The 23,115-nt window shown below is 31.2% G+C and carries 24 protein-coding genes; 8 read left to right on the top strand and 16 right to left on the bottom strand.

Annotated elements, in window-relative coordinates; genetic code table 11:
• Positions 1 to 76: 76 nt before the first annotated feature.
• Positions 77 to 1,090, top strand: coding sequence for an L-glyceraldehyde 3-phosphate reductase (gene mgrA / locus Q0921_RS00700; protein WP_299251777.1), 1,014 nt, complete (start codon positions 77 to 79; stop codon positions 1,088 to 1,090).
• A gap of 76 nt (positions 1,091 to 1,166) precedes the next feature.
• On the opposite strand, the gene Q0921_RS00705 is transcribed toward mgrA, so the two are convergent.
• Positions 1,167 to 1,877, bottom strand: a complete 711-nt coding sequence (locus Q0921_RS00705; protein ID WP_299251781.1) for a LytTR family DNA-binding domain-containing protein — start codon at positions 1,875 to 1,877, stop codon at positions 1,167 to 1,169.
• Entirely contained in the window at positions 1,867 to 2,955 is a 1,089-nt protein-coding gene (locus Q0921_RS00710; protein WP_299251784.1) for a sensor histidine kinase, read from the bottom strand. The genes Q0921_RS00705 and Q0921_RS00710 overlap by 11 nt, the downstream gene beginning before the upstream one ends.
• Positions 2,956 to 3,158: 203 nt before the next feature.
• On the opposite strand from Q0921_RS00710, the gene Q0921_RS00715 reads away from it, so the two are divergent.
• The 3 genes from Q0921_RS00715 (at position 3,159) to Q0921_RS00725 (ending at position 6,311) form a co-directional block, all read left to right on the top strand.
• The gene (locus Q0921_RS00715) at positions 3,159 to 3,578 is read left to right on the top strand and encodes a MotA/TolQ/ExbB proton channel family protein (RefSeq protein ID WP_299251787.1); all 420 of its coding nucleotides are present in this window, start codon (positions 3,159 to 3,161) and stop codon (positions 3,576 to 3,578) included.
• A 157-nt stretch (positions 3,579 to 3,735) separates the two neighbouring features.
• Complete coding sequence (locus Q0921_RS00720) at positions 3,736 to 5,061, top strand: serine hydrolase (protein ID WP_299251790.1); 1,326 nt, start codon at positions 3,736 to 3,738, stop codon at positions 5,059 to 5,061.
• A gap of 131 nt (positions 5,062 to 5,192) precedes the next feature.
• On the top strand, positions 5,193 to 6,311 hold the full coding sequence (locus Q0921_RS00725) for a glycoside hydrolase family 26 protein (protein WP_299251793.1): 1,119 nt from the start codon (positions 5,193 to 5,195) through the stop codon (positions 6,309 to 6,311).
• A 158-nt stretch (positions 6,312 to 6,469) separates the two neighbouring features.
• Here the strand turns inward: Q0921_RS00725 and Q0921_RS00730 are convergent, their stop codons facing one another.
• The 6 genes from Q0921_RS00730 to Q0921_RS00755 are packed head-to-tail and all read right to left on the bottom strand — an operon-like array spanning position 6,470 to position 11,547.
• Positions 6,470 to 6,712: a CDGSH iron-sulfur domain-containing protein gene (locus Q0921_RS00730; RefSeq protein ID WP_299251796.1), complete on the bottom strand. Its 243-nt coding sequence runs from the start codon at positions 6,710 to 6,712 to the stop codon at positions 6,470 to 6,472.
• A gap of 53 nt (positions 6,713 to 6,765) precedes the next feature.
• Positions 6,766 to 8,541: an ABC transporter ATP-binding protein gene (locus tag Q0921_RS00735; protein ID WP_299251799.1), complete on the bottom strand. Its 1,776-nt coding sequence runs from the start codon at positions 8,539 to 8,541 to the stop codon at positions 6,766 to 6,768.
• Between the two features lie 3 nt (positions 8,542 to 8,544).
• A complete protein-coding gene (gene bla / locus Q0921_RS00740; protein WP_299251802.1) occupies positions 8,545 to 9,351 on the bottom strand; it encodes a subclass B1 metallo-beta-lactamase in 807 nt (268 codons plus the stop codon).
• Positions 9,308 to 9,649, bottom strand: coding sequence for a hypothetical protein (locus Q0921_RS00745; RefSeq protein WP_299251805.1), 342 nt, complete (start codon positions 9,647 to 9,649; stop codon positions 9,308 to 9,310). Before Q0921_RS00745 ends, bla begins: the two co-directional genes overlap by 44 nt.
• Entirely contained in the window at positions 9,630 to 10,178 is a 549-nt protein-coding gene (locus tag Q0921_RS00750) for a metal-dependent hydrolase (RefSeq protein ID WP_299251808.1), read from the bottom strand. The genes Q0921_RS00745 and Q0921_RS00750 overlap by 20 nt, the downstream gene beginning before the upstream one ends.
• 10 nt (positions 10,179 to 10,188) lie before the next feature.
• The gene (locus Q0921_RS00755) at positions 10,189 to 11,547 is read right to left on the bottom strand and encodes a DEAD/DEAH box helicase (protein WP_299251812.1); all 1,359 of its coding nucleotides are present in this window, start codon (positions 11,545 to 11,547) and stop codon (positions 10,189 to 10,191) included.
• Positions 11,548 to 11,751: 204 nt separating this feature from the next.
• On the opposite strand from Q0921_RS00755, the gene Q0921_RS00760 reads away from it, so the two are divergent.
• On the top strand, positions 11,752 to 12,372 hold the full coding sequence (locus tag Q0921_RS00760) for an L-threonylcarbamoyladenylate synthase (RefSeq protein ID WP_299251815.1): 621 nt from the start codon (positions 11,752 to 11,754) through the stop codon (positions 12,370 to 12,372).
• On the opposite strand, the gene Q0921_RS00765 is transcribed toward Q0921_RS00760, so the two are convergent.
• Positions 12,369 to 13,244 (bottom strand): AraC family transcriptional regulator, encoded by an 876-nt coding sequence (locus Q0921_RS00765; protein ID WP_299251818.1) that lies wholly within the window; start codon positions 13,242 to 13,244, stop codon positions 12,369 to 12,371. The two genes, Q0921_RS00760 and Q0921_RS00765, sit on opposite strands and share 4 nt — an antisense overlap.
• A 227-nt stretch (positions 13,245 to 13,471) precedes the next feature.
• Here Q0921_RS00765 and Q0921_RS00770 point away from each other — a divergent pair, with 227 nt between their 5' ends.
• Positions 13,472 to 14,056, top strand: coding sequence for a hypothetical protein (locus tag Q0921_RS00770; RefSeq protein ID WP_299251821.1), 585 nt, complete (start codon positions 13,472 to 13,474; stop codon positions 14,054 to 14,056).
• 169 nt (positions 14,057 to 14,225) lie between these two features.
• A complete protein-coding gene (locus Q0921_RS00775) occupies positions 14,226 to 14,357 on the top strand; it encodes a hypothetical protein (protein ID WP_299251824.1) in 132 nt (43 codons plus the stop codon).
• 24 nt (positions 14,358 to 14,381) lie between these two features.
• Here Q0921_RS00775 and Q0921_RS00780 read toward each other — a convergent pair whose 3' ends face one another.
• On the bottom strand, positions 14,382 to 15,116 hold the full coding sequence (locus Q0921_RS00780; protein WP_299251827.1) for a LytTR family DNA-binding domain-containing protein: 735 nt from the start codon (positions 15,114 to 15,116) through the stop codon (positions 14,382 to 14,384).
• Positions 15,106 to 16,173, bottom strand: coding sequence for a sensor histidine kinase (locus Q0921_RS00785; protein ID WP_299251830.1), 1,068 nt, complete (start codon positions 16,171 to 16,173; stop codon positions 15,106 to 15,108). The genes Q0921_RS00780 and Q0921_RS00785 overlap by 11 nt, the downstream gene beginning before the upstream one ends.
• Before the next feature lie 247 nt (positions 16,174 to 16,420).
• Here Q0921_RS00785 and Q0921_RS00790 point away from each other — a divergent pair, with 247 nt between their 5' ends.
• Positions 16,421 to 18,274, top strand: a complete 1,854-nt coding sequence (locus Q0921_RS00790; RefSeq protein WP_299251833.1) for a glycoside hydrolase family 13 protein — start codon at positions 16,421 to 16,423, stop codon at positions 18,272 to 18,274.
• 36 nt (positions 18,275 to 18,310) lie between these two features.
• Here the strand turns inward: Q0921_RS00790 and Q0921_RS00795 are convergent, their stop codons facing one another.
• From Q0921_RS00795 to Q0921_RS00815, 5 genes are all read right to left on the bottom strand, one after another.
• Entirely contained in the window at positions 18,311 to 18,679 is a 369-nt protein-coding gene (locus Q0921_RS00795; RefSeq protein WP_299251836.1) for a hypothetical protein, read from the bottom strand.
• A 5-nt stretch (positions 18,680 to 18,684) separates the two neighbouring features.
• Positions 18,685 to 19,452, bottom strand: coding sequence for a DUF3108 domain-containing protein (locus tag Q0921_RS00800; protein ID WP_299251839.1), 768 nt, complete (start codon positions 19,450 to 19,452; stop codon positions 18,685 to 18,687).
• A gap of 129 nt (positions 19,453 to 19,581) precedes the next feature.
• On the bottom strand, positions 19,582 to 20,448 hold the full coding sequence (locus tag Q0921_RS00805; RefSeq protein WP_299251842.1) for an OmpA family protein: 867 nt from the start codon (positions 20,446 to 20,448) through the stop codon (positions 19,582 to 19,584).
• A gap of 100 nt (positions 20,449 to 20,548) precedes the next feature.
• Entirely contained in the window at positions 20,549 to 21,541 is a 993-nt protein-coding gene (locus Q0921_RS00810) for a glycosyltransferase (protein ID WP_299251845.1), read from the bottom strand.
• 226 nt (positions 21,542 to 21,767) lie between these two features.
• A complete protein-coding gene (locus Q0921_RS00815) occupies positions 21,768 to 22,991 on the bottom strand; it encodes a M57 family metalloprotease (RefSeq protein WP_299251849.1) in 1,224 nt (407 codons plus the stop codon).
• Between the last annotated feature and the right edge of the window lie 124 nt (positions 22,992 to 23,115).

Here is a 23,115-nt window from a genome sequence, read left to right on the forward strand (position 1 = left end):
TTTATAATTAATAATGATTAAAAATAATTAATGTAATCTGTAAAATAATATATTTGATTTTCCAAAAGATGATATTATGCATAGTAATGATAAAACTGGAATTAAAGAATATACTGCTTGTGATGGACGTTACAATACCATGAAATACAGAAGATCTGGTAGAAGTGGAGTGCTTTTACCTTCGATATCTTTGGGTTTATGGCATAACTTCGGGTCTGTAGATAGTATTCATAATGCCAGAGAAATTCTTAGATGTGCTTTTGATCTGGGGATTACTCATTTTGACCTTGCTAATAATTATGGGCCATCGTATGGATCTGCAGAAGAAAATTTTGGGTTGCTGTATAAGAAAGATTTTCTATCATATAGAGATGAACTTTTTATTGCTACAAAAGCTGGATACGATATGTGGCCTGGTCCTTATGGAAATTGGGGATCTCGAAAATATTTAATAGCGAGTTTAGATCAAAGTCTTCAGCGTATGGGATTAGATTATGTTGATGTTTTTTATCACCATAGACCAGATCCTGAAACACCATTAGAAGAAACGATGACGGCATTAGCTGATATTGTAAGACAAGGAAAAGCACTATATATAGGTATTTCTAATTATCAACCAGAAGAAACCGCCAGAGCGGCCAAATTATTAAAAGAAATGAATGTTCCGTTTATATTACATCAAGCTAGATATTCGATTTTTGATAGATGGATAGAAGAAGGTTTGTTAGATACTTTAGAAGAAACAGGAACAGGATGTATTGCATTTTCTCCACTTGCCCAAGGAATGCTTACGGATAAATATCTTAAAGGAATACCAACGAACTCTAGAGTAGCTAAGAGTTTTACCTATTTAGATGAAAATCAGTTAAACAGTAAGATAGAAAAAATTCAAGGGCTTACAGAAATAGCAAATCAACGAGGGCAAAAATTATCACAGATGGCAATCGCATGGATTCTGAGGAAATCACAGGTTTGCTCTGTACTTATTGGAGCTAGTTCAGCAGATCAGTTAAAAGAAAATGTAAAATCTCTGGAACAACTCCAGTTTTCTGAAGAGGAACTACAATTGATAGATAGATTCTCTAAATAAGTTCGATAATAAAAAAAATAATTGTTTGATAAAGTGTTTTGCCTAAACGGAATTTAAATACAGCCAAAAAAAGAATTTACATAGTTTCTAACCTATTAAGAACTTCAGTTTTATAATTTCTGCTGATTGGGATTGATTTATTATTAAGAACCAGTTCTTCATTAGAAAAAGAATCTATTCTATTTATAGAAATTATAAAAGAACGATGTGTTCTCATAAACTGTTGGATAGGTAGTTTAGCTTCGATGTTGCTGATTGTTTCTCTGGTTACGATAGTAGCGTTATCACAGTGAATTTTTAGATAATCATTATAACTTTCTACATAAATTATTTCTGAAAAATCTACTTTTTTCATCCTTCGATCGGATCTGACAAAAATAAAATCATTTGGTTTCACTTCCAGAGTTTTTACTGGCGAAGCTTTATGATGTATCTCGAAGTAATTATTTACTGCATTTAGAAGACGTTCAAAAGAAATCGGTTTTAATAAATAATCTACTGCGTGTAGGTCAAATCCATCAATGGCGTATTCTCTATATGCAGTAGTGAATATGATTTTTATCTCCTTATTAATAGATTTGGCAAAAGAAATCCCAGATATTTCTGGCATATTAATATCTAGAAATATAAGGTCTACTTTTTGTGAGTTAATATGATTAAAAGCCTCTAGCGCATTATTGCAAGTAGCAATAACTTCGATACGATCGATTTTTGCTAAATGGTTTGCAATAATATCTCTTGCAGTAGATTCATCATCTACTATGATACATGATATATTAGAACTCATTAGTAGGTATTTTTAGATTTTTTAAGATTAATTCCACAGTATACCAATTCTGATCTTTCGAAATTTTAAGCTCATGATCTTCTTTATATACTAATGATAATCGTTTTTTTATATTACTTAATCCTATTCCGTTTTTATCTTTTTCTGTAAAAGTGTGAACAGAATTTTTTATTAAAAAGTGAATTTCATTATCGACACATTTTAAATACATGTGTATGGATAATTTTTGGTTTGTAATCTGTCCATGTTTAAAACTATTTTCTACAAAAGGAATTAGTAACATCGGAGCTACTTGAGAGGTACTTTTTATATTTTCAAAATCTAAAGAGATATCGAGCACATCACTAAAACGCATTTTTTCTAAAGCTACATAATCTTCGATATGATTTATTTCTTCTTGTAGAGAAACTAAGGGTTTATCAGATTGGTAGAGTAGATAGTCTAATAAATTGGAAAGTTTCAATATCATTTCCGGAGTATCTTCAGATTTCTTTAAAGCAAAACCATATAAAGTATTTAAAGTATTAAATAAGAAGTGTGGATGTATTTGCATTTTTAAGTAATTCAACTCCTGTTCTTTAAGCTTTAATTGGGCTTCTAAAATTCTGTTTTTAAGTTCTTGGTTATCAGAGGTAGATTTGTAATTATGTTGCGCTAGGCTCAAAGCACTAGCGATAAAAACAACGAAATAAACCGCAATAAAAGGGAATAAGGGGCTTCTAGTCATTGGAGCCATTCCTTCATATTTAAGGGATGATAAAAAAATCAACCCATAAAAGAACGAAATGACAATAAAGAAAGCAGAAATGATGATGGTATATACACAATATAATATGAATAGAAGATATTTTTCTTTGATTAAGTATTTTGGAATTAAGACTTCGGTAGCTGTATATGTAGTACCAATAGTTACTGGCATTAGAAATAGAGAGAAAGAAAAAACATAATTAATATTCTCTGTATTATGACCAAAAAAATAACTATAACATAATAGCACAGCCACCCAAAAGATGATATGCAATAGTAGTTTGACAATTTTTTTAAGGATAAAATCTCTAGAAACCATATTAGCGTGCAATATCCGTAATTTTTGTTTTTCAAACCTTATTTTTGGATGAATAACCGAATTAAGACTCTTTTTAGCTAAGTCTACAGAATATTTCCATATGCAGTATAGATTAAGTTAAAAGTTCCTTGAATCTGGTAATTGAGCGAAAAAAAAATAGTCTGAGAATTTTAGATAGTAGTTTTGAGTATGTTTAATTTAAAAAAATTATACCCATGGTATCACTAATTATTAATGAATCAGTAGAAAGTCATTCGTTTATCGCTCATACAGTTCATTTATTACATGATGGAGGATTGTTTTTTATGTTACCAATATTAGCAACACTATTTTTGGTGTTGTTCTTAATTATCAGGAATGTTATAATTTTGAAAAAAGGAAAAAACCTTCCGATTAAGTATATTAAAATAATTAATTCTATTGGTCTTATGATATTGGTCTGGGGAGTTTTGGGTCAGTTACTTGGTTTGGTACAAGCATTAGATACGATCGAGTTTTTAGGTGAAATTTCTACAGCACGATTAGCAGGAGGGCTTAAAGTTTCTGCGTTACCTACTATGTTTGGTTGTCTTGTTTTTGTAATATCAAGGGTTGCGACAATTATCTTCACTTGGATCGGTAAAGAGTCGGAATAATAGAGATTTCTTAAAACTACTTACCAATAGAAAATATATAACCTTATCTGGTTGTATAGATATTTAAAACTAAAAAAAGACATCTGAATTTTTGATCGAATTTTTTTTTGATCAGATAATTAGTTGTAGCATTTTTTAATACATAAAAAAGCAAGATATGATTAAAAAAATAATAATAGTGGTTCTTTTAATGAACATCCCGACCATACAAGCACAAACATTTAACAAAGAAAGAATAGATAGCTTATTTAATCTGTTAGAAATTCATAATCAAGGAATGGGTAGCATTTCTATTTATAAAAACGGAAAAGAAGTCTATAAAAACTCCATAGGATATCTTGATGTAGAAAATAAAATTGTTTCAAATTCAAAAACTAAATATAGAATTGGTTCTATTACTAAAACTTTCACAGCTACTTTGATTATGCAGTTAGTAGATGAAAAGAAATTAAGCTTAGGCACTTTTTTAGTTGATTATTTTCCAGAAGTGTCTAATGCTAATAAGATCACAATAGAACACATGCTACGTCATCGCAGTGGTTTATTTAATTTAACCGAAGATGAAGATTTTATGAAATGGATGTTGGTTCCAAATACTAGGAAACAAATGTTAGATAGAATAGTAAAAAGAGAGGTTGATTTTCAGCCAGATGAAAAAACTGCATATTCTAATACGAACTATTTGTTACTTTCTTATATAGCCGAAGAAATTGAGGGTAAAACCTATTCGGAAATTTTGGAATCAAGAATTATAAAGCCTTTGGGTTTAAAAAGAACCAACTATGGTAGAAAAATTAATACAAAAGGAAATGAGGCATTATCATATGTAAGAGAAGATACTCAATGGAGATTGGTAGAAAATGCAACCGATATGAGTGTTCCAGTAGGTGCAGGTGCAATAGTTTCTACACCAACAGAATTAAATACATTTTATGACAGTTTATTTTCTGGAAAATTAGTATCCAAAATTTCTTTAGAACAAATGATAGATACATCTACCGGAATGGGAATTGGGCTAGGAGGGGAAACGTTTTTTGATAAACAAGCATATGGACATAATGGAGGTATAGATGGATTCCAATCACTTACATTGTATGTGCCAGATGATAAAATAACTATTTCATATATAGGAAATGGAGTCGTGATGTCTCCAAATAATTTTATCGTTAATGTATTGAAAAGTTACTATGATGAAGCGTATGAACTTCCAAAGTTTGAAGGGAAAATACAATTAAAAACTGAAGCTTTAGATGTTTATTTAGGGGTTTACACTAGCGAGTCATTTCCTTTTCAGATTACTATTAGAAAAGATAATACAGTCCTAATCGTTGAAGCAAAGGATGGACCTACATTTCCTTTAGAAGCTTATACAAAAAATGGATTTAAATCAGATAGAGCAGGAGCATTGTTAAATTTTAACCCTATTGAAAACAAAATGATTTTAGAATTAAATGGAAACAAGGTGAATTTTATAAAAAAGTAAAATACACCAAATGATCTCTTTATATTTTAATTCTTAGCATAGGAATGATACAGCAAATTTTCTTCTGTAGAAAATTTGCTGTATAAAAAGCTTTGTCTGTAAGGTTAACAGGTTTAACCGACTAAAAGATTATGAAGAAAATCTTTTCAGTATTTATTGTTTTGGTTTTTGTAAACTGTTCTACTGATGAAGAAAGTTTATTTGATCCTAATGCTGAAAGGAATCCACCTATACTTATTAATGATGGTGTTTTTGCTGATGATAATTTATGTCAGGAAGCTAAAGATTTATATGCTAGGTTACTAACATCAACGCAAAATGGAATTGCTTTTGGTCAACAAGAACCCTTTGGTACAGGTAATAATTTTCCTATGCCAGATAGACTCGATCAAGATTTTATAGAAGTAGCTAATGATTACCCAGCAATTGCTGGTTTTGATCTGGAATTGATAAGCCTACAAAATTCTCTATTTATTGATGAATTTATCGAAAAATTCACTAGAACAGTTGTAGATGCTCACGAAAATGGAAGTATCATTACCATGACTTGGCATATGGTAAACCCAAATAATTCAGCGGGTGTTTTAACAGCGGTAGTGCCCGATATGTTAGAAGGAGGAATGTATAGAGACAAATTTTTAGATAACTTAACAAAAGCCTCAATACTGCTTAAAAACTTAAAAGATTCTGAAGGAAATCCAATTCCAATATTGTTTCGACCGTGGCATGAGATGAATGGTGATTTTTTTTATTGGGGAGAAGGTTTTAGAACTACAGAAGAGTATATTCAACTTTACAGAGATACAGTCACTATTTTATCCGAAGACTTAGATGTACATAATCTTATTTATATATATGCGCCTAACTGGGTTTCGTCTTCCTCGGAATATATGAGGAATTACCCAGGAGATGATTATGTAGATATGTTAGGTATCGATGTATATGATTTTAAGAATGGAAACTTTTTACAAAGTGCTTTAATAAATTTACAGATAGTGGAAGATATAGCCACTAGTAAAAACATGCTTTTTGCACTTACTGAAACGGGATTAGAAAATGTAACACAAAATGATTGGTGGACAGAAAGTCTTTATAAAGCAATAAGAAGTAGTAGTATCACTTACGCTTTGATATGGAGGAACGATACTCCTTCTTTTTTTCATGCTCCATTTTTAGGACACTCGTCAGTTCCTAATTATAGAGAGTTTTTATCCAAAGATATTATTTTGTTAAGCCAAGATATTCAATAGATTGATACTGCTAAAGTAGTAGAAAACAGATCATGAAAAGCGCACTTATTACTAAGTATTACTTCATCTCAAAAAAATGAAAACATCAATTATTTTAAAAAAATAACTTTATATAGAATCTATCAATTATAATATACAATATAGAGTTAGAGTCTTAATTAGTTTTTATGAGAACCATCACAATAGGGTGGATTACTAGTTTTCTTACAAGTACATAAATAAGCTTCTTTAGCTTCGTCTACACTAAAAATTATAGGATTCGTTGCTTTTTCTTTTTTGTGGTTACCATTACAGAATGGTTGATCTACACTATGTCCACAAGTGCACCAAGCGTAATTCTTATCGGCTTCTAACTGACAAGGAATAGGAGCGTCTCCGCCTCTTATATTGTTTTCTTTCATAGATTTATATTTTAATATTTCTAAAAATATTAAATCTTGAGTTAAGAATTAATCTAAATTCTAGACTGATAGGTATATAGATCAAAATATCTACCTTCTGAAGCGATCAGTTCCTCATGAGTTCCTCTTTCGGCAATATTTCCAGATTCAATGACTAAGATTTGATCTGCTTTTTTGATTGTACTTAATCTATGTGCTATCACAAAAGTAGTACGTCCTTTCATTAATTCACTCAAACTTTTCTGTATTAGTGCTTCACTTTCTGTATCTAAATTGGAGGTAGCTTCATCCAAAATTATGATTTTTGGATCTGCAAGAATTGCACGGGCAATAGCTATACGTTGTCTTTGTCCTCCGGATAATTTCACACCACGTTCTCCTATTAAAGTATCTAATCCTTCATCAAAACGATCTGTGAATTCATTTACATAAGCAGCTTTTATTGCCTTTTGTAATTGTTCTTCTGAAGCATTAGGTCTGGGGAATAAGATATTTGCTCGAATTGTACCTTCAAATAAGAATTCATCCTGTAATACAACTCCCAGATTTCTTCGATAACTGCTAAGGTTTACTTTGGAAATATCGTGACTATCAATAGTAATAAGACCAGATTTCGGATTAAGGAAAGTAGCTGATAAGCCGGCAATTGTGGATTTACCAGAACCAGAACTTCCTACTAACGCAGTAACTGTTCCAGAAGTAGCTCTAAAACTAATGTTATGTAATACCTCTTTTCCTTCTTCATAGGCAAAAGATACATCGTCGAAGATAATATCTCCTTTAATATTTTCTAATTGTATTGTTCGATTTTCAGGATCTTCTTCAGGATCCATATTCATCAATTCTTCGGTGCGATCAAGACCAGCTAAAGCTTCAGTTAGTTGACTACCAATATTACTCATTTGTACGATAGGAGCAATCATAAATGCTAAATACATAGTGAAGGATAAAAACTGTCCTGCTGTCATAGTTCCTTCCATCATGTAGTATCCACCAATTCCCATAATTCCTGTTGTGGCGATACCTGCTAATAAAAAGGTAGAGGAACTAGTCATTAATGCCGTAGCGGTTAAACTCTTTTTTACATTTTGAAATAAACGATCTACACCTTCTTCAAAGACTTTACTTTCTTGCTCCTCTGCACCAAAACCTTTAATCACTCTAACACCAGCGAGTGTTTCCGTTAATCTTCCTTTCACTTCAGCGTTAATTTTTCCTCTAACTCTAAAAATTGGACGGATATATTTAAATGCTTTTAGAGCTACAATACCAAATAGGGTTATAGGGATAATAACAAAAAGTGTCATCCATCCATTGATGTCAACTAGTAAAACCACGGATACAATAGCAGTAAATATGCCACCTACTAGCTGAACTAATCCAGTTCCGATTAAATTACGAACACCTTCTACATCACTCATGATTCTGGAGACTAAACCTCCTGATTTTGTATTGTCAAAAAAACTAATTGGCAGTGTCAATACTTTTTTCTGTACTTGTGCTCTAAGTTCAGAAATTAAAAATTGTGCCTGTACACTTAAAACTCGGGTTAACAAAAATGAGGTAGTTGCTTGAATTAATATCGCAGACCCTACAATAATTAGTAGTTCATACAATTGTCCCATATCCTTACTTGGTACTACATCATCTAAAAGAGTTTTGCTTTTCCAAGGTAAAACCAAACCAGCAACTCGATTGAAAAAAATTAGAATAAGCCCAATAAATACCAAACCACGCCTTGGCCAAATTATCGTTTTAAAGGCCTGTAAAATCGAAACTTTTGGTTTTTTTTTATCTTTTGATGTATTGTTATTTTGAAATTCTCGCATAGTCTAATTTTCAGTATTGAAAAGGGAAATAGTATAGTCTAAAAGGCTTTGATCACCATAAGTACCGTGTCCGGGAATTATAGTTTCTAGATTCGGATATGCTTCTTTAATTTTAGTCACCGTTTTGGACCATTCATTTATAGTAGCATCAGTAAGATTTCCTTTTTTAGCATTTATACTCTTGATCATACATCCTCCGAATAATATGCTCTCTTCAGGAAAATAAGATACGATATTATCTTCACTGTGTGCTTCTCCAAAGAATGAGTTGATAATAATTTTGTCTTGTAGTTTTAATTCTAAATAATTGTCAAACGTTTGATCAGGTTCTGGAATTCCTTTCTGGATCATAAGTTTTTTAGTATTGTTGCTGGCAATGGTTGTAATATCATATTTCTTAAAAATTTCGATTCCTTTAGTACAATCCTCGTGAAAATGATTAAAAACAACGCCTTTTATAGTTGTTTTTTGCTCATTTCGTAACCAACTAATCAACTCAGTTGTCGCCTTGTCGGTAGCTGGACTGTCAAAAACATAGGCTTCATTGTTATTAAGATATACAAATCCATTACAAGGAAAGGTAGCTCCATTTTTTAATGTAATATATGAAATGTGAATATAGTTATGATTATTTAACTTGATCATCTGAAGATCTTCAGAAATTTGAATATTCTCAGGGTTATATGTTTTTTTACAAGAACCAAGAATGGACACTAAAACAACAATAACAACTAGTTTTATGGTATCTTTTATATGGTTAGATAGATTAATATTCGATATATTCAGAAGTACCTTTTTCACTTTCTTCATTCAGCCATTCCCAGTTTAGTGTTAATTTGATTTTTTCTTTTTTCGTGAATGTAATATCCGCGATAGCTTTTCCTGCTTTTAATTCATTATCATTGGTTAAGCATTGATATAGCATAAACAATTGATTGGCATTTAAATGAGCAATGATTTTACCATATCGAATGGTCCCACCACTATAATCTGCCGTTACTAGATTTCCATCTTGCTTGTACTCAAAAACAGTTTCAGTATTTACTTTACCGTTTTCTGAATTTTCAAGGAGATGAAATTTCTTATTATTAAAGTTTAGATCCTTCATTTCTTTTTCTGAAAAATGTATTCACTAAGATATAAATACCAGCTGGAATTCCGATCCAGATTAATTCACTTAACAATACTTTAATGCCCCATATGCTAAAAAATTTACTAGCCCCAATCGGAGATACCTGAATAGGTTTCCATGGAAAGAAATATCTAGTATCATCAAAAGGGGAGAAGAAGGCAATCCCCAATCCTCCAGAGGTCAGTGCGTCTAATATTCCGTGGGATGCAGTACAGATTGTAAAATATACGATAAGTGCTAAACCAACTCGACTTATAATTTTTTTATTATAAAATACAAGTGTAACTAAAATACCTAATAGCAAGGCAAATACTAATGAATGAGAAAATCCACGATGTCCCCAAAAATCTTCGTAGGCTATTCCAAACTTAAAACCAATCACATCTGCATCCGGCAATATAGAACAGATAATACCTAATATCCAAAATTTCCAGGTAACGATTTCTTTCTTAAAGCCTTTACCTAATGCATAAGCGGTTAACGCATGTCCGAATATTGAAGCCATTTGTTTGGTGTTATTTCTTCTTTTTCTTCTTATGCTTAAGATTAAAGGTTTTATCGCCCTTGGTTTTTGGTTTTTTATATTTCTTTTTTATAATACGTTGATAAGAGCCTCCAAGGTTTACCTTACTGTTTTTTGCAGATTTTTCATGAAAAGCCTCACCAGTTTCATCATTAGGACGTTTATGAGGGTTGTATATTTCTTTAACCTTAGGTTGTTCTTCTGGAGTGAGTTGTTCAGATATTTCTACGTTTTCTGGTAATTGTAGTTGTTTTATTTCCATTTCCATTAAACCCTCTATAGCATCCAGATATTCTTGTTCCTTTTCGGTCGTCAGAACAAAAGAAACCCCCTCTTTTTCTGCTCTACCAGTTCTACCGATTCTATGCATATAATTCTCAGGATATTCTGGAGTGTCGAGGTTAATTACTTGACTTACATTTTCTATATCCAAACCTCTAGCCATTACATCCGTAGCTATTAAGATTCTATTTTCTCCTTTTCTAAACTGTTCAATACTTCTTAATCGATAATTCTGTGTTTTATTAGAATGTATAATACAGATTTCTTCTTTGTATTTATTTTCTAATGCTTCGAATAGACGGTCAGCAATTTTTTTATAGCCGACAAATATGAGCGTTTTGTGATAAGTTTCTTTATCAGAAAGTAAGTACTCTAATAAATTTACCTTTGTATAGAAATTTGGTACTTTATAACCAAACTGTTCTATGTTTTCTAAGGGTGTACCACTTTTTGCAACCGATATCCTTTTAGGATTTGTGAAAATTTCTGTAATCATTAGATCAACTTCATCCGTCATAGTAGCAGAGAACATAATGTTCTGCCGTTGTTGAGGGAGTATATCAAAAATATTCATCAACTGATGTCTAAACCCAAGGTCTAACATTACATCCACTTCATCAATCACTATTTTTTGAATTGATTTAAGTTGTAATACTCTACTTACGGCAAGATCGTATAGACGACCAGGTGTTGCCACTACGATATCCAGGCCTTCAGAAACAGCTTGTTTTTGGGTATTGATATTAGTTCCACCATAAACTCCAGTAACTCGAAGATTGATATAGGTAGAAAGTTTTTCAATTTCATCTACTACCTGAACTACTAATTCTCTGGTAGGAACAAGGACCAAAACTCTTGGGTTTTGCTGTACAGAGTATTTCAGCATTCGTAATATTGGCAACATATATGCATATGTCTTACCAGTTCCTGTTTGTGCTATTCCTACAACATCTTTCCCGGACATTACCGTGGAGAATGCTTGTTCCTGGATTGGAGTTGGTACTTCGAACCCCAAATCATCCAGCGCATTGAGAAGTTGTGTACTTAAATTTAAATCTCTAAAAGTCACTTTTGAAAGTATTTTATATGCGAAAGTAATTTATTTGATTACAAAAAATACGAAAACACAGATAATATAGTATTTATATCTACAAATAAACCAAATGGCTTGATCATTAATATACACAAAAGCTTTTTTTACTAAACGTAAATACAAGTATTTTAGGATGAAAATATAGTATAAAACTGTATCTTTATACTACTTAGAACTAGTATGGCGGAACTTATAAAAATATATAACGAAAACCCAAATCCAAGGGAAGTGCAAAAAGTAGTTGATTGCCTTCGTGGAGGAGGACTGGTAATTTACCCTACAGATACCGTCTATGGTTTGGGATGCGATATTACTAATAATAGAGCCTTAGAGCGTATTGCTCGTATTAAAGGAGTAAAACTTGCCAAAGCTAATTTCTCTTTTATTTGCAGTGATTTAAGTAATTTGTCTGATTATGTAAAGCAAATAGATAATAGCACCTTCAAATTATTAAAAAGAACGCTTCCGGGACCATATACCTTTATACTCCCTGGTAGTAATAATTTGCCGACGGTTTTTAAGAAGAAAAAAACGGTAGGGATTCGTGTCCCAGATAATGATATTTGTAAAGCTATTGTAGAGAATTTAGGAAACCCTATCGTATCTACATCGATTTATGACGAAGATGAAGTTATTGAATATACCACAGATCCGGAATTAATACTCGAAAAATGGGATAATCTTGTGGATATTATAATCGATGGAGGTTATGGAGATAATATGGCTTCTACTGTAATTGATCTTACCAGTGGCGAACCAGTTCTTATACGAGAAGGAAAAGGAGCAATCGATATTATCTAAGAAACCACATATTTAAGTTCATTTCTGTAAGTACTTGGTGTTTTTCCAGAAAATTGCTTGAAAAGTTTATTAAAATGGGAAAAATTGCTAAAACCGCTTTCATAGCAAATATCCGTAATACTGGTTTGTTTTTCGTGTAATAATTTAGCAGCGTGTACCAATCTATATTCATTTACAAATTGAATAAAGGTTTTCCCAGTATTTTTTTTGAAGTATCTACAAAACCCAGGAACACTCATACTTACTTTACCTGCAATTTCATCTAAAGGAATTTGACGGGTAAATTCTTCCTGAACAAAATTAAAGATAAGATTAATACGATTATTATCCTGTAATGATGTCTCTATAACAAAACCTTCCGCATTCAGAATGGAGTAATCCTTCGTTTGCTGCATTTCTTTAAAAACTTTAAGAATGCCTACTAATCTATCAAAAGGATCTAACATGGCCAGAGCTTCAATTCTAGCTCCAATCCTACGTTTGGTATTTCCGTGAAATACAACGCCTTTTTTTGCTTGCTCCAATAATTGATTGACTCCACTCATTTCGGGAACATTAAAAAAGGAGTCGCCCAGAAAATCTGGTAACATTTGTATAATTGTTTCACTTTTATTTAGCGTTAAGCTATCAGTAAAACCACAATGAGGTAGATTAGAACCGATAAGCATTAAGGCTCCATTTCTGTAATATGACATATGACTACCAATTTGTCGTTTTCCAGTTCCTCCATTAACGTAAACGATTTCAATTTCAGGATGATAGTGCCAAATAGGAGCTTTGTTCATTTTCTCTTTAGAAAAATTCTCGTAATAAAAAGAACTTCCAAATTCAGGAACTATTTTTTCTAGAGAAGGTTTAATACTTTTTTTCATATTGGGGAATTTTCCTTTTTAAAACTATTTTGTAAATATAACGTATTTATTACGTTAATAAAATGTGAAATTTCAAAAACAATATGTTAAATTAACTTCAATAAGGTTCCAGAGTAATTTAGCATGTTAAAATAGAACATATATATGCAAATATAGATGTATTTCTGTATCTAATTCCTGTGCTATATTTGCAGAGTAAAATATTAACAACAACAAAAACCTAAGTTATGAAAAGAGTAATTAACCTATGTTTGCTAGCATTAGTCATCACCACAAGCAATATTGCTAATGCAGCCGGAAGAGTATCAGTAGAGATAAGCAATTCGTCCATGGTTACTGTATCATTGACAGAAGTTGTAAAAGGAGAAAAATTGTTTCTAAAAGATTATGACGGTGAAATTTTGTTCAACGTTACTTTAGAGGCTACACCTAATTATCAAAAGTATTTTAATCTAGGTAATGTGCCTGATGGAGTTTATTTCGTAGAAACTGAATCATTATTTGAAGTAAAAGTTACGCCATTATTGAAAAACAAAAAAGGTGTTTCTTTAATTAATACTTCTGCGGTAACTGTATTCAAACCACAAGTTAAAGTGGAAAACAGTTTAATGAAAGTGATGTTTAATAATACAGAAAAATCAGCACTTAACCTTACTATCTATGATAGTGAATGGAGAGTATTAGAAGAGATTATTGGTAATGAAGAAAAAATACTAAAGAGAACATATGATTTTTCTAAAATGCCAAAAGGAGAGTATCAATTATATTTTTCTTTAAAAGATAGAACGTTTATAAAGAAAGTTAGTATTTAATTGTTTTATTATTAACTCAACCACTTGAAAAGCAGCACTAACCACGCTGCTTTTTTTATCCAGCTATTTAGTGTTTAGCGTTAATATCGAACAGATATCTGCTAATATTGTAGTGTTTATATCACAGTCTTTAGTTTAACTTTAATACAGGAAATTAAAAATTATAATCATGAATGTAGTAGCAGAAATATACCTGATAATGTCAGCAATTTTTATTATTTCTTTTTCTAATACAGTAGAAAATTTTTCTGTTGAAATAGAAGAATTTTCTTTAGAAGTGGATGAATTCCTGAATGGATGAACTTAAAATAGGTCGATACAATAATTAAAAATAGCCAAGTTTTTCTTTTACAGAAGTTTTATAGTTTCTACCTATTGGTATTTTGACTCCTTTTAGTTCAATTTCGGTAGTAGAAAAAGCATCGATATGATCGATACTAATAATAAAAGAGCGATGTACTCTTAAAAATCGTGTGCTAGGTAATACACTTTCAATACTACTAATACTTTTGTACGCAATTATTTCTCTATCAGAAGTTTTTATTTTTATATAGTTTTTTAAACTTTCTATGTAAAGAATATTCTTTAGAAATATTTTTTGCATTTTTTTCTCCACTTTGAGATATATAAAAATATCCTGATAGTTATACTCATCATCATTATTATTATTTGAAAGAGCAAGTGGAGTAGAAGTAGATTTTGAAAGTTTAAGTACTCTATTAACCGATTTCAGAAACCTTGAAAACTCTATAGGCTTTAATAGATAATCGATAACCTCCAGGTTAAATGCATCTAAAGCATAATCGCTATAAGCAGTAGTGAAAATAACATTTGGAGAAGGGGTTAAATCTTTTAAAAAGTCAATTCCCGTTAAGTCTGGCATTTGAATATCCAGAAAAATTAAATCAATCCTTTTATTTGCTACAATATTAAATGCTTCCAATGCATTGCCACAAGAAGCTACTAGTGTCAGATGATCAATTCTGGAAATGTAATTTTCGATAATTTCCCTTGCCAGTGGCTCATCATCAACAACAATACATTTAATTTCAGCTTTCATTTAGAATAGTTTTAGCAAGATTTATTTTCAATATAATTTCATAGGATAACTCATTATCTTCGATGTTTAATGAATATTTATTAGGGTATAAAAGATCTAGTCTTTTTCTTACGTTTTTGAACCCAATACCACCGACTAATTCATGTTGCTCATTCTTATTAATCAATTTAGCATTTTCTACTAACATTACTAATGCGTCTTGCTTAGTAAATATATTAATCACAATCCAAGATTTTTTTGAGGATGAAGTCCCGTGTTTAAATGCATTTTCCACAAATGGAATTAGTAAAAAAGGCGATATTTCATAATCTTTATCCATTTCAGAATTGAAACTAATATCAATTGTAGTTTCAAATCTTAATTTCTCAAGGTCCACATAATTTTTTAGGTATTCTATTTCTTTAGTCAATGAAACTTTAGGAACATTAGCCTCATATAGCATATATCGCATTAATCGAGAAAGCTTCAGTATAGCAGTTTCGGCAAGATCAGACTTTCTAATAATTAGTGCATATAAACTATTAAGGGTGTTAAATAGAAAATGTGGGTGCACCTGATTACGAAGTTGAATAAGCTCAGTTTCTATTTTTTCTTTTTCAAGTGTTAGCGCTTTTTGTTGCGAATTATAATAAAATTTAAAAAAGCTCATTCCTAAAGGTATAACTGCAGCTATATTGACATCCAAAATAGTATTTACTAATTCTGTAATGATAAAATAACCTTCACTATGCCATCCAGGAAGGTAGTTGGGCTGTACATAAAAGAATATAATCGGTCTTTGGATAAAAATGCTTACAATCAACAGTACCATAATATATGCAATGATGAAAGCAATGAATTTTCGTTTGATAAAAAAACTTGGTAATAGGATATATATAGACACATATACGAGTGTCATTCTTGCAGGTAAACTAAAAGTTTGAATTGTAAATGAACGGATATAATCATTATCATAAGTCCCCCAAGTGATTCCGAAAAAAATAATTAATCCTATCCAATATAATATGTGGATAATAATTCGATTAGAAAAGCGATTTTTTATAAGAGAATAAATCATTAGGTATAATTAAGCTAGAGCGTCTAAAATCTGAAAAATTTGAATAAAAAAACAAAATTCAGGATAAACAACCAGCAATATAATACATACTACAGAAAATATATTTCCTATTTCAGATCATTATGAGTTCATAGAATAACTAACATTCATGGTTGTTTATCCTGAAATTACAGTAATCGGTATAATCAAGTTGTCGTTTACCTGCTGTATAGAGTAATTAGCTATTGAAACAATTAAAATTATATCAATGAAATCGTATTCAAAAAAAGTACTATTGCTCTTAATTATGGGGTTGTCAATTTCTTTTCTGAGCCAAGGACAAAAATCAGAAATGTTAACTCGTGTAGAACCTCCATTTTGGTGGACCGGAATGAATAATCCTAATTTACAGTTGTTATTACATGGAGAAAATATAAGCTCTTTTAATGTATCTGTTAAGTATGAAGGAGTTCAATTAAAAAGTGTAAACAAAGTAGATAACAAAAATTATCTTTTTCTAGATCTAAGTATTTCTAAAAATGCAAAACCAGGAATTTTATCAATCAAATTCACTAATGAAAAGAAAGAGTTTGTTCATAAATATCAATTAAAAGAAAATGAAAAACGATCTCAAGTTGGTCAAGCAGTTACAACGGCAGATGTAATTTACTTGATTACACCAGATCGTTTTGCGAATGGAGATAAAACCAATGATTCTACGGAGGATACACTAGAAAAGCTTAATAGAAAAAATGATGATGGTAGACATGGAGGTGATATAAAAGGAATACTTGATAATTTTGGTTATTTAGAAGAACTAGGAGTAACCACATTATGGTTGAATCCTTTTTTAGAGAATGATCAACCCACATACTCATATCATGGATATGCTATTTCAGATTTTTATAAAACAGATACCCGCTTTGGAACGAATGAGGATTATAAGGAATTAGTTGTTCAATCACATAAAAATGGAATGAAAGTTATTATGGATCAGGTTTTTAATCATTGTGGTTCTGGTCATTGGTGGATGAATGATTTGCCATCAAAGGATTGGTTAAATCAGTGGGATACTTTTACAAAAAGTAGTTTTACCAATATTGCTGCTTCAGATCCATATGTGTCTTCTGGCGATCTCGACTTATTAACTAAGGGATGGTTTGATATTAATATGCCTGATCTAAATTTGGAAAATGATTTTTTGGCAACCTATATGATCCAGAATTCTATTTGGTGGGTGGCATATTCAGGGATTGATGGTATTCGTCTGGATACATATCCTTATCCAAATAAGCATGCTATGTCTAGATGGATGAAAGCGCTGAAGCTTGAGTATCCTGATTTTTATATGGTAGCAGAAACCTGGGCAGAAAGAGCATCTTATTTATCTTATTGGAATAATAATGATGAGGCTAATACGGATGGATATACATCGTATGTTAATAGTATTAGTGATTATTCACTTTATTATTCTATGATAAGAGCTTTTGGAAAAGAGGGTAATGTTACAGAGCTTTATAAAACATTAGCAGAGGATTTCGTCTATGGAAATCCTGGAAATAATAAGGTTTTTAATGGGAATCACGATGTAGATCGTTTATTGGCATTACTTGATGAAGATGTGAATAAGTTAAAGTTAAGTATGGTATTTACATTAACTACCAGAGGGATTCCTCAAATATATTATGGTGATGAGATTTTGATGAAAAACAAGAGACCTGATGGTAAGGTAAGACAAGATTTTCCAGGTGGATGGAAAGGAGATGAGAGAAACGCTTTTATTAAACAAGGCAGAACAAAAGAAGAAAATGAAGTTTTTAATTATGTGAAAACTATTCTGAACTGGAGAAAAAATGCAAAATCCATTCACGAAGGAAAACTTACACACTATCAACCTATGGATAATGTATATGTATATTTTAGATACACAGATACAGAGAGCAGTATGATAATCATTAATAATAGTGATAAAGATTATCAAAGTTTTAGTTTAGAACGTTTTAAAAAGTCTTTAGAAGGGTATACTAAAGGAAAAGAAATCTTAACTGGAAAAGAACTTCAAAATCTTCAAAGTGTATTTTTATCTAAGAATACTGCTTTGATTATAGACTTAATTAAGTAAAATTAAAAACAGGTTATAGAAGAGTTTTATTATTGATTATTCGGATTCAATTTCTTCGAGATCGTCTTCGATCTCTTCAAGCTCACTTTCAATTTCTTTAAGCTCTTCTATAGCTTCTTCTTTACTTTGCTCTTCCTTTTGTTGAAATTCTTGATCTACAGCAACTTCATCTTTTACCCATAATGATTTAGATCCACTTGCGACTATTACTAGAAGCCCAATGGTTAAAAACAAAAGAGACAACTTTTGTGGTTTTAGTTGTTTTTTAGAAACAAAATACGCTCCAAAACCGGCTATTAAGGCAATAATGCCTGGTAGAATACCAATACTACCAAACGGAAGTATTGCCATAATAATTCCTAAGAACGCTGCTATGGCAGCAATAGATATCAATACAATTCTCATAGAATTTAATTTTTTAGTCCCGAAGCTTGTGTTAATGTCAGTTGACCTGTACCTGCAGGAATACTAAACTTAATAAGTACTGGAATCTTATTTGCATCTGCTGTAAGATATACAATATTTTTATTAGTTCCTTTTAGAGCATCATTGTTAACAGCAATTTTATAACATTCCTTATTGCCCATTGTTTTGGTACTAATTGTTTCTTTTCCTAATAATTTTAGATAAGCAGTTTGTACTTCTCTGTCAAATAATATGGTCAACTTTTGATTAGTTCCTACGGGAGCTTTTCCGATATCCATGTTTCGAATATGATATAAAGTAGAAATTATATCAAATGTATTGTTTCCCATTTTAAGTGTCTTTGTGTTGGGATCTTTTTTCTTTTGCATTGTAGCTTTTATAGTTTTACTCTTATAGCTATATACATATTTTTCTTTTTTGATATACCCTCCTTCATTAATGTCCCTTTTATATAAGTATGGTTTTAGATTAGAAGGGTTTACATATGCTTCATATACATCTCTGATTTTAAAAAAAGAATCCCATTTAGAATATGTAGCAGCATTACACTTAAGTCTTAAGTAATTACTTTTTCCAGTATTTACTCTGGTAGTTTGCATGGTAACTTGCGCTAGATTTGTCAATAACCCAGACATATTATAAGAAGCGGTATACACCAATTTTTCATTTTCTCCAATAGAAGTGTTTGCTGTTTTTTGGGCTTCTACAGTTCCTAAGGAAAGTAGGAATACAAGGATAAATAGTTTTTTCATTATTCTTAAAATATTTAATATCAATGTTTTAATCGACATATGTCAATTTTTATACCATTGTTTAATACTTTGATTAAAAAAAAGGGTTAATCGTTAAATTAACCCTTTTCAAAAATACTTTATTCTTTTTTAATTACCTCCTTCAGAAGCTTTTTTCATTCCATCTTCGATCATGTTATAGAATTGATCTAGTTTAGGGAGTACTACAATTCTAGTACGCCTGTTTTTAGCTTTATTAGCAGCACTATTATTATCTGCAATCGGCACATAATAACTTCTTCCTGCAGCGGTCATACGTTTAGGATCTACCTTGAAATCATTTTGTAAAACTCTTACTACCGAAGTAGCTCTTTTTACACTAAGATCCCAGTTATCTAATAATACCTTGTTTTTGATTGGAACATTATCTGTATGTCCTTCTACTAAAAATTCAATATCCGGCTTGTCATTTACTACCTTAGCTACTTTACCTAATACTTCTTTAGCTCTAGTAGAAACGTTATAACTTCCGCTCTTAAATAATAATTTATCAGAAATAGAAACATATACTACTCCTTTTTCTACATTTATCTCAATATCTTCATCTGCAAGGTTACCTAAAGCTCCTTTCAGACTTGTTACCAATGCCAATGTCACAGAATCTTTTTTATTCATTGCATCGTTCATTGTTTTAATCTGAAGATCTTTTTCTTTAATACTTTCTAAAGATCTCTCTAAGTTTTCTGCTTCTTTAGTTGATAATGTAGCAAGATTACCAACATTGTTTAATAAAGCTGAATTTTGATTTTTAAGGTTTGATACCTGATCTCTTAGAACTTTTAATTCAGAGCTTTCACTTGCTTTTTCTTCAAGACAGCTGTTTAACTTAACAGTTGCAGTATTTAGTAAATCTTGGGTTTCTTTTTGTTTTCCTTCTAGTTCTGCAAATTTCTTCTGTGATACACAAGAAGATAATAGTACAGCCATTGAAGCTCCGATAATCATTGCTTTTTTCATTAGAAAATGTGTTTTTAGTCTTATTCTGGTTATATAACTCAAAATTATTAAAATTGTGACGCAATATCGTCCTGTTAACAATAATTTAATGAATATAACCTTACAAATGGTTAAATAGTTTTTTGTTCAAAATATAATACTGCCATACAACGGAAGAAATGGAATAATATTTCCTTTGTTTAGACAGTTTTTTACGTTTCTTAACAAAAGTTGGCAAATTTTGATAAAAGCTGAAATGTGCTTTAAGAATTGCCATAAAATGTGATGGCTTTTTTTCTAATATAAACTTAAAAGCAGCAACTCCGTCTAAAATCATTCGTGTAAAGATAATAAACCAAATGGAAGTACCAGAAGTGTTTTTTACCATCATTAGCAAATTGTTCCTGAAATTTAGGAAAGTTTTTTTAGGATTCATGACCTCTAATGTCGCTCCGCCAAGATGGTATACCTCAGAAGCCCCTATATACTGGATGTCATAACCGTTATTTCGTATACGCCAGCAGAGATCAATTTCTTCCTGATGTGCAAAGAAATCTTCATCTAATTTCCCGACTTCTTCAAAAATTGATTTACGAATAAATAGACAAGCACCGCTTGCCCAGAAAATATCTAAAGTATCATTATATTGGCCTTTATCTTCTTCCAATGTGTCAAAAATTCTTCCACGACAGTATGGATATCCTAATTTGTCTATAAAACCTCCTGCAGCACCAGCATATTCGAAGTAGTTCTTTTTTTTATAATCAAGAATTTTAGGTTGTATTGCAGCAATGTTTTCAGAACTTTTAAAAGTTTCTATTATTGGAATAAGCCAATTCTTTGTTACTTCCACATCACTGTTTAGCAAACAATATATATCAGCGTCAATTTTTGCTAATGCATCGTTATATCCTTTAGCATATCCTCCATTTATTTCGTTTTGGATAATTTTTATATCAGAAAAAAAGTTTTTTAAGTAGTTTATAGAATCATCCGTAGAAGCGTTATCTGCTACATAAATTGTTGCTTCTTTAGAATGTTTTACAACAGATGGTAGGAATTGTTCTAATAATGAACGTCCATTCCAATTTAAGATGACTACGGCTATATTCACAGGTGCAAATTAAAGAGTTTAATCTGAAATTGGTAACTCAGGAAGAAGAAATAATTGATTAACTCTTAATTTGTTTAAAATTGAATTGATATTGTAATTATAAAATTCAGTTCCTGTTTAGCCTTCATAACCTACAGAAACTGAATTTCATCAAATTACTTTATTAATCTATAACGGTAAAACCTAAATATTAATAATTAATTAGGTGTTGAAAATAATTGATTGTTTATCTTAATACATAGCCAGTCACACCTTCATAACTGTATCCAACCGCAGAATTCCCTTCGTTTCTGTTCGTAGTATAAAAATGATCTACAGCTGTACTGTTATAAAATCGATACAACGGGATTCTACCACTACCACCTGATGGATATATATACCCAGCGACACCTTCATACCTATAACCACCTACAGCATTACGATTAGTTTTGTAAAGGTGATTGACAGCACTACTGTTGTAAAATCTGTATAGAGGTATCGTTCCAGAAGTTTGCTGACTGAAGACTTTACATTGTACACCTTCATATGCATATCCGGAGGGGGTACTGCGGCTAGTACTGTAATAATGATTTCCTTTTGCACCTCCTCTAAAGAAACGATAAAACGATACGGGTTGTGTTGTAGGAGTAATTTTTTTATATAAGTTAACCAAAGCGGTTCTATCACTTGCAATAAATGGTCTGTCTTTACCATTACTGCAGGCTAACATCCAGGAATTAGCAACTGGAACTGTTGGCGTTCCAGGAATATGTATGGCACCAACACCAGCTGATCCTTCATTTCCTCCTGTTCCACAACTGAAGCTTCTATTCGCATAATCTGTATGTCTAAATCCAATGGCATGACCTATTTCATGTGCTAAAACAGAGGGAGTGTCTGCTCTGCTGGTGGTATTGTTATAGTAGTAGGTATTCAGCTTGATGGTTTTAAAAGCATTACCACCACTTGGGAAACCAGCACTAGCTAAAAACCCTCCTGGAATGTTAACTGGGATAATACGGATTTCATTACTGCCAGAATTAGTAGTTCTCTTAAACGTAAGTCTTAAATTAAGAGCATTATACCTTGATATTGCTTTGTTTAATGAGTTTATCGCAAAAGATCCAAGCGCAGGATCTATATAGACTCTAATGGTTTTAGCGCCAGAGACTAAGTTCGTTGTACGGTACTGTTTTGAATTTATAGTAGTCTCAGAATTTTTGTCGTATTCAAATATTTCCTTTTCTGTAAGAAAAATGTCGTATTCTACAATATAACCATTCTCATATTTATAAACTCCTTCATTCGTATAAAAACCAGCTTGTTCTAATTTTTGTAGGATATCTTCAGGAACAGTTGGTTGTTCTATAGAGTTTTCGCTCAAAGGTTCAGGATTTTCTTGTTTTTCACAGGAGAAAAATGTGATGGCACAAAGTGCAATTAAAACAGATGTAAATTTTATTTTTTTCATGATTGTAATATATTATTTGGTTAAAAATCATGTATTAAGATACATCAAGAAATTTTTTTAGAAATAGAAAAGAGGATGCGCTATTTAGTTCTTGTGGATGAATGCACCAACTTTGAGGACTTTT

Origin of the sequence: uncultured Aquimarina sp. (genome assembly GCF_947496855.1) — a bacterium.
Taxonomy (GTDB): domain Bacteria; phylum Bacteroidota; class Bacteroidia; order Flavobacteriales; family Flavobacteriaceae; genus Aquimarina.